A 7121-nucleotide genomic window follows, 5' to 3' on the forward strand; every position below is an offset into this window, starting at 1 on the left:
CGGTCGAGCAGATCACCGACCCCGAGTACTCGACCACGGCGTTCCTGAAGGGTCTGAAGCAGGTCGACGGCTGGCAGGACATGCCCCTGACCAAGGCCGCCCAGACCGTCCAGGTCAGTGCTTACCCCGACCACTACGCCCAGTGGGAGCAGCAGGCCGCCGACCTGGTCGCCGAACACTGGAACAAGTAAGAGACACGAAGGCCGGCACCCCGAACCAACGGGGTGCCGGCCTTTTCGCGTACCCGATCGGTCAGGCCGGGGGCAGGACGAACGTCCACGTGGTGGTGGTCGTGCTGGCCGCGGCGCCCGTTGCGGTGAGCCCGCCGTAGTTGCCGGTCGGCACGCTGCTCGCCGAGTCGGCGAGCAGCCCGGTCACCCGGCCGCCGCCGGTCTGCGAGGTGTTGCTGCGCACCGCCACCCCGGACGGCGGGGTGAGCGCGGTGGAGGTGCTGTCGCCGTGCAGCCAGTACGACACGGCCCAGCTCTGCGCGGCGGTCACCGGCGCGTACGGGGTGATCCGGGTGGCGGTGCTCGCCGGGTCGGTGGCCCTGGCGAAGACCGGCGCGGTCGGGGCGACGCCCCGGTACGCGGCCAGCACCAGGTTGCCCTTCGCCTGGCTGTCCAGCGCGACCCGGACCGCCGTGCCCGCGTCGCCCGCGCCCGCTGTCTTCCACCAGGCGGTGGTGGTGGCGAAGCCACCGTCGAGGCGGTCGAGCCTGGTCCAGCCGGTCACCCCGGTCGGCTCGCCGGTGCCGGTGTGCGTGTTCTGGCTGAGCAGGAGCAGCAACGTGTCACCTGCCTGCACGCCCGCCGGGACGGTGACCGTGTGGCTGGTCCAGTTGGCGTTCGCGGTGGCCTGGCCGACGAACGAGATCCGCTCCGGTACGGGCGCAACGGTCACGTCGACGGTCGCGGTGCCGGTGGCGCCCCGGTCGTCGGTGACGGTGAGCGTGACCGGGTAGGTGCCGGCGGCCGCGTACGTGTGGGACGTGGTCGGTACGGAGGCGGTGCCGGTGCTGTCCCCGTCGCCGAAGGCCCAGCCGTGGTCCTGGATCGCGCCGTCGGCGTCGCTGGACGCCGCGCCGGAGAACGTGCACACCAGTCCGGAGCAGGTCGGCGTCAACGCTGCCACCGGCGCCTGGTTGGCCGGGCCGCCCGATCCCTTCAGGATCTTCACGTAGTCGATGTCGCCGGCGAAGTAGTCGCAGGTGACCTTCGTACCGTCACACTGGCTCTTGCCGCCGGCGGACAGCGGCCAGGTGTTGGCGATGGTGCCGGTCGGCCCGTTGAGGCGGCTGGTCCGCACACCGTCGACGTACATCTCCACGTACGCGGACGTGCGGTTGCACGTGACCGTGTGCCACTGGCCGTCGGAGATCGGCACGTCCGTGTAGCCGGTACGGGAGGCGCCGTCCGCGCCCCGGAACAGGCACTTCGGCTTGCCGTTGGGCGCCTCGAACTTCCAGTAGCCGCCGGTCGTGTTGCCCTGTCCCTTCTGGAGGATGTTGCCGAAGGAGTACGTGGTCCGGTAGCGGACGGTCACCGAGAAGTCCCCGGCGTCCGGGTTGAAGTCGGTGCTGTGCGGCACCAGGTCGACGTGGCCCGGGACGTACTCCTGATCGGTGGGCAGGTGGGTGGCGAAGCGGTGGCCGGTCGCCCCGGCGTAGAGCGCGCCGGTGACCACCTCGCCGCCGATCGTGCCGTGGCGGCCGTTGCCGCTGTAGTCGGTCAGCACCGTCGACGACGCGGGCTCGTCCATGCTGAAGAACGCCACCGTCCGCGTCGCGGTGGCCTGCGCGGGCACGGCCGAGACCGTCACCCCGGCCGCCGCGACGACAGTCGCCACCCCTAACCGGGCGGCCGTCCGCCGCCATCGTCCCCGCTCGATCATGTGCATGTGACCGCCTCCCTGCGCATCGGGCATCACAGTGACACGCGCGGTGGCAGCGGCTGAATAATCCGCACGGTGGAGCCGGGTGACCGATGTGGCCGGTACGAACCGTCCGGTGGGATACGTCCGCCGATCGACCGGCGGCGCCGGCGGGCGGTGAGGGTGACTCTCGGTGGGCGATACTGGGTTTGAACCAGTGACCTCTTCCGTGTCAAGGAAGCGCGCTCCCACTGCGCCAATCGCCCGGGCAATCGCGAGCGGACGACGGGATTCGAACCCGCGACCCTCACCTTGGCAAGGTGATGCGCTACCAGCTGCGCTACGTCCGCGTGCCGCCGGTTCGCGCCGGCGACGGGGTGAACTCTACCCGATGCCAAGATCGCCGTGCGGCAGGCCCCCGCCGCGTCGGGTGGCCGTGTGGTTGCGCTGCTCGCCGCCGGGGTACTGAGGCCGGTGACAGCACAACCATCCCCCCGAAGGAGGCTGTCGTGGGTATCGGTACGAGCATTTTCCTGATCGCGGTCGGCGCGATCCTCACGTTCGCGCTCAACGCCAGCGTCGGCGGGGTCGACCTCGACGTCGTCGGCTGGATCCTGATGGCGGCCGGCGTCCTCGGCCTGATCATGACCACGCTGGTGTGGGGCCGCCGTCGCCAGGTGGTCACGACCACCGCCGAGCAGCCGGTGGAGTACCGCCGGGTCGAGGAGCGCCGGGACGTCGCCCCGCCGATGTGACAGCGACCGGGGCCGACGGAGCTGATCGGTCCCGGAACGGGCCGGCCGGATCACCCGATCCGGCCGGCCCGCTGTGCTACGGGCGCTCGTCGGCGGTGGCGGCGCGCAGCCCGTACCAGCCGATCGCGGCGACGAGCGCCACCTGGAGCAGGTAGCTCACGACGACCACCGCGCGACCGGCGTCCTGCGGGACCAGCACGAACGCCACGACGTAGACGAGCGCGGCGACGACCAGCGGGCGCGGCATCGTGCGGCCGATCAGGATCCCGACGAGCGCCAGGACCATGCCGAGGACGATCGCCACCTGGCTGCTGAGGATTGCCGGGAGCAGCCCGTCCAGTTGGTCGTTGAAGACGTCGAACAACGCGCGCCCCTCCTGCTCCGGCAGGACGGCCGGGTCGGCGGCGTAGGCGAACGGCAGCACCTCGGCGGTGATCGCCAGCGCGAACACCACACCGCCGAGGCCGGCCAGGAAGGCCCCCACCAGGTTCAGCACGCCCGCGCGGCCCCGGGCGAGACCGACGATGAACACCGCCGCGGCGATCCAGGAGACGGCGTACGCGGGCCCGCCCAGGTAGAGGTTCATCGGCCAGTACGCGGACCCCAGCTCGCGTACGTCGTCGTAGTGGATCGCGCCGTCGAACGGCGGCTCCCACAACATGAACAGGGTACGGCCGGCCAGGGCCACCAGGAGCAGGGCGAAAAGCGCGACGAGCGCGGTGCGGCGCAGCTTCGGTACGGGCACGGTGTTCGGTACGGGCACTGTGGGAGCCTCCGTCGATCGGGTGTCGCCCCACCGTGCCGAGGCACCACCGGCGCGGGCATCGGCCTCAACACCTATCTTCGGAAATGCCCTGCTCAGCGCCGCTGTCGTGCGTGCTCCAGCCAGATCCGCGCCGCCCGTACCCGCCGGTTCGTGTCGCCGCCCGGGGTCAGGCCGAGCTTGACGAAGATGGCGCGCAGGTGGGCGTCGACGGTGCGCTCGGAGACCACGAGCTGCGCCGCGATCCCCGCGTTGCTGGCGCCTTCGGCGAGCGCGGCGAGCACCTCACGTTCGCGCGCCGTCAGCCCGCCGACCGATGCCGGAACCGCACCGGCCGAGGCCGGGACGCACACCGCCGCGCCGGAGGCGTCCGGCGCGACCTCCGCTGCCGCCGCGCCCGGGCCCGTCGTCTCGACGACATCCGAAACCGCCGCATCGGGCGTTCCGGCGTGCGGTGGCGCGTCGCCTGCCGCCGTACCCTCCGCGCCGCCTCGCGGCGTCACCGGCGCCACCGCCGGCACTTCCGGCGCGGTGGTGAGGAGCGCCGCCAGCCGGCCGGTGCCGGCCCACGCCCCGCCGCCGACGACGACAGTCAGCGCGGACACGACCAGGGCGACCGAGGTCGGGCCCAGCGACGAGCCGGGAGCGGCGACGAGCGTGCCGGCGCCGACGACCAGGAGGGCCGCGGCGGCCAGGCCGGTGCCACGCACCACAGTGCCGACCCGGCGAGGCTCGGTGGCGCCCCGGGCGGCGGTGACCGCGCAGGCGGCGGAGAACACGGCGGCGCCGGACAGGGCCACCAGGAAGGCCACCGAGCCCAGCGACGGCTCGACGTCACCGGGGGCGCGGGCGATCGCGAGGAGCAGGCAGAAGACGACAGTCAACGGCGCCGCCGTGGCGGCCGCGGCGGCCACGCCGAGCCGCGCCCGCACGGTGTGGTGCGAGCCGAGAGCGGCCCGCCAGAGCGTCACCGGCAGCAGGAGCAGCGCCGCCACGCCCAGCAGGGTGACGGCGGCGCCGACCGGGGCGAGGGCGGTACGCCAGGACTCCCCCGCGATCGTCGGCAGCCCGTCGAACGGCTCGGTCGCCGTCGTCAGCAGCGCGTTGACGAGCGTGGCCGCGCCGAGGACGAGACCGACGTACCGGTGCGCCTTCGGGGTGACGGTGCCGGTGCGGACGGCGGCCGAGGCGGTCAGTTGCAGGAGCGCGAGCGGCGGGATCCACGCCGAGTTCCACGCCGCGACGGCCGGACCGGCCCACCGGTGCCCGGCCGCGACGGTGGCCACCGCCAGGACGGCGAGCCCCAGATAAGCCAGCAGCGACGCGGCGAGCCCGGTCGCCAGCCGCCCGGCGGCGCGGTGGCCCGACCGGGCGAGCCGGGACGCGGCGACCGCCGCGGCCACTGCCGCCACGGCCAGGGCGAGGGCGCCGGCCGGCTCGGTCGCAAAGCCGCCGTGACCGGCCGCACCCAGGCCGGCGAGCGCGACGACGCACGCCCCCGCCGTGACTCCCGTGACGACGGGCAGGCCCAGCAGCGCGGGCACCGGGCGGACGGAGGCGGTCACCGGCACATTCAACCCGGTGCCCCGCCCCGCGGTCGATGCCGCGCCGTCCGGGTCAGCTCCGCATCAGCTCGTTCAGCGCGTCGAAGTCGAGCCCGCCGGCGAGCGCGCCGTACGTCCCGGCGCCGAGCACCTCCGCCGCCGCCCGCTGCGCCACCGCGTACGCGGCCTCGGCCACCGCCGGTCCGATGCTCACCCGGGCCACGCCGAGCCGGGCCAGCTCGCCGATCGGTGGCGCGCCCGGCCCGGCCAGCACGTTCAGCGGCGCGGGGATCGCCGCCGCCAGCGCGGCCACCGTCTCCGGTTCCACGGTTCCGGGTACGAAGATCCCGTCCGCGCCGGCAGCCAGGTACGCCTCGGCGCGCGCGACCGTCTCGGGTACGCCACCGGCGCCGCGCAGATACGTGTCCACCCGCGCGTTGACGTACAGCGGGATGCCGGCGCGGTCGGCGGCGGCCCGGACCGCGGCGAGCCGGGTCACCTGCTCGTCGACCGGGCGTAGCGGGCCTCCGCCGTCGTGCCGGGAGTCCTCCACGTTGACGCCGACGGCCCCGGCCGCGACCACGGCGGTGATCGTCTCGGCGACCTCTGCGGGGCTGTCGCCGTACCCGGATTCGATGTCGGCGGTGACCGGTACGGGGACCGCGTCGGCCACCCGGCGGATCACGTCGACGGCGGTGTCCCGGGCGAGCGCGTCGCCGTCCGGGGCGCCGCGGCTCCACGCGACCCCGGCGCTCGTGGTCGCGACCGCCCGGGCGCCGGCCGCGGCGACGATCCGGGCGCTCAGCGCGTCCCAGGCGTTGACCAGGATCAGTGGTTCACCGGGTAGGTGCAGGGCGCGGAACTGCCGGGCTCGGGTCTGCTGATCGTCCACCGGGCCAGTCTGGGCGGGGCGCTGCGGCGGCGGCAATGGCCAGCGGCACGGCACTGGACTGATCGACGACGACGAGAAAGGCCGTGTCGAATGATCGACACGGCCTTTCCGCTGGTGGGCGATACTGGGTTTGAACCAGTGACCTCTTCCGTGTCAAGGAAGCGCGCTCCCACTGCGCCAATCGCCCTCGTCTACTGCGAGGTGGAGACGGGATTTGAACCCGTGTACACGGCTTTGCAGGCCGTTGCCTCGCCTCTCGGCCACTCCACCGAGGTTGCCCCCGAACTGCGTGGCGGCATCTCCGAGCGGACGACGGGATTCGAACCCGCGACCCTCACCTTGGCAAGGTGATGCGCTACCAGCTGCGCTACGTCCGCACGCCCCCGGTGTTATCCGGTGACGGATGAGAACTTTAGCCGAGCCCGGGAACGGTTGCCAAATCGGGTCCCCTTCCGGCGCGTCCGGATGCGCTCGGCACCGCACCCCGCAGGCTTCCTAGGAGCCTGGGTGGCTGACCTCCGGGGCTGGCAGGCAGGGCCGCGACCTGCGGAATCCGCTCGGCGACCCGAGTGTCCGGCATCCGACTGTCCTCCCGCCGACCGGCCGCTTCGGTAACTCCCTGTGGTCATACGGATGGGTTACCGTAACGCCGTGACGAGACGAGCCGCCGAGATCCGCCTGGACGCGCTGCTGCGTACGGCCTGCGAGGTGATCGCGGAAAGAGGGCTCGCCAACACCCGCACCGCGGACGTGGCCGAGGCCGCCGGGGTCAGCCAGGCGCTCGTCTTCTACCACTTTGCGACGAAGGACCGCCTGCTCGCGCAGGCCTTCGCGTACGCGGTCGAGCAGGATCTGGCCCGCCTCGACGCGGTGCTGCGCTCCTCCGCCCCGCCGCTGGCGAAGCTGCGCCGGATGCTGCGCCTCTACGCGCCGACCGGCCGGGCCACCTCCTGGTCGATGTGGATCGACGGCTGGGCGGAGTCGCTGCGTACGCCGGAACTGGAGAAGCTCTCCCGGCGTCTCGACCTGCGGTGGCGGCAGGACCTGGCCGCGGTGATCACCGCCGGGGTCGCCGAGGGCACGTTCGACTGCCCCGACCCGGCCGGCGCGGCCTGGCGGATCAGCGCGGTGATGGACGGGCTGGCGGTCCAGCTCGCGGTGCACGAGCGGGTGATCACCCGCCGGCAGATCGCCGAGTGGATCCGTCTGGTGGCCGCCCGGGAGCTGGGCCTGGAGCCCAGCCAGCTCGACTGACCGCCCCACCCGCGGCGGGTCAGTGCCAGCGAGGGCGGGAG

6 protein-coding genes, 5 tRNA genes and 1 pseudogene are annotated in these 7121 nt (G+C 73.5%); 3 read left to right on the forward strand and 9 right to left on the reverse strand.

The annotated features are described in order from the left end of the window. Nucleotides 1-191 (forward strand): annotated as a pseudogene (locus tag EAD96_RS01290) (hypothetical protein); the annotation flags it as partial. A 61-nt stretch (nt 192-252) separates the two neighbouring features. Here EAD96_RS01290 and EAD96_RS01295 read toward each other — a convergent pair. The 3 genes from EAD96_RS01295 to EAD96_RS01305 form a co-directional block, all read right to left on the reverse strand. Then, complete coding sequence (locus EAD96_RS01295; protein ID WP_158614771.1) at nt 253-1899, reverse strand: PKD domain-containing protein; 1647 nt, start codon at nt 1897-1899, stop codon at nt 253-255. A 167-nt stretch (nt 1900-2066) separates the two neighbouring features. Continuing rightward, nucleotides 2067-2138: transfer RNA gene (locus EAD96_RS01300), tRNA-Val, on the reverse strand. 11 nt (nt 2139-2149) lie between these two features. After that, nucleotides 2150-2222: transfer RNA gene (locus EAD96_RS01305), tRNA-Gly, on the reverse strand. A gap of 159 nt (nt 2223-2381) precedes the next feature. Here EAD96_RS01305 and EAD96_RS01310 point away from each other — a divergent pair. Further along, nucleotides 2382-2627, forward strand: coding sequence for a DUF6458 family protein (locus EAD96_RS01310; RefSeq protein ID WP_013284878.1), 246 nt, complete (start codon nt 2382-2384; stop codon nt 2625-2627). A gap of 76 nt (nt 2628-2703) precedes the next feature. Here the strand turns inward: EAD96_RS01310 and EAD96_RS01315 are convergent, their stop codons facing one another. The 6 genes from EAD96_RS01315 to EAD96_RS01340 all read right to left on the reverse strand — a co-directional run bounded on the left by EAD96_RS01315 (nt 2704) and on the right by EAD96_RS01340 (nt 6203). After that, nucleotides 2704-3390 carry a hypothetical protein gene (locus EAD96_RS01315; RefSeq protein ID WP_121682982.1) on the reverse strand — a complete coding sequence of 229 codons (687 nt, stop codon included), beginning with the start codon at nt 3388-3390 and terminating at the stop codon, nt 2704-2706. Nucleotides 3391-3485: 95 nt separating this feature from the next. Further along, nucleotides 3486-4955, reverse strand: a complete 1470-nt coding sequence (locus EAD96_RS31370) for a response regulator transcription factor (protein ID WP_233585346.1) — start codon at nt 4953-4955, stop codon at nt 3486-3488. A 52-nt stretch (nt 4956-5007) separates the two neighbouring features. Continuing rightward, complete coding sequence (locus EAD96_RS01325) at nt 5008-5826, reverse strand: isocitrate lyase/phosphoenolpyruvate mutase family protein (protein ID WP_121682984.1); 819 nt, start codon at nt 5824-5826, stop codon at nt 5008-5010. 112 nt (nt 5827-5938) lie between these two features. Beyond that, nucleotides 5939-6013: transfer RNA gene (locus tag EAD96_RS01330), tRNA-Val, on the reverse strand. Between the two features lie 12 nt (nt 6014-6025). Beyond that, nucleotides 6026-6096 (reverse strand) — tRNA-Cys (locus EAD96_RS01335). A 34-nt stretch (nt 6097-6130) separates the two neighbouring features. Further along, a tRNA-Gly gene (locus tag EAD96_RS01340) sits at nt 6131-6203 on the reverse strand. Nucleotides 6204-6477: 274 nt separating this feature from the next. Between EAD96_RS01340 and EAD96_RS01345 the strand changes: the two genes are divergently transcribed. Beyond that, entirely contained in the window at nt 6478-7080 is a 603-nt protein-coding gene (locus EAD96_RS01345; RefSeq protein WP_091420285.1) for a TetR/AcrR family transcriptional regulator, read from the forward strand. Nucleotides 7081-7121 lie beyond the last annotated feature (41 nt).

The organism is Micromonospora sp. BL1 (genome assembly GCF_003667485.1).
Lineage (GTDB): Bacteria > Actinomycetota > Actinomycetes > Mycobacteriales > Micromonosporaceae > Micromonospora > Micromonospora tulbaghiae.

Bases quoted from the DNA above. Each gene is read 5' to 3' on its own strand.
- EAD96_RS01295 (WP_158614771.1), bottom strand. From the start codon at position 1,899: ATGCACATGATCGAGCGGGGACGATGGCGGCGGACGGCCGCCCGGTTA.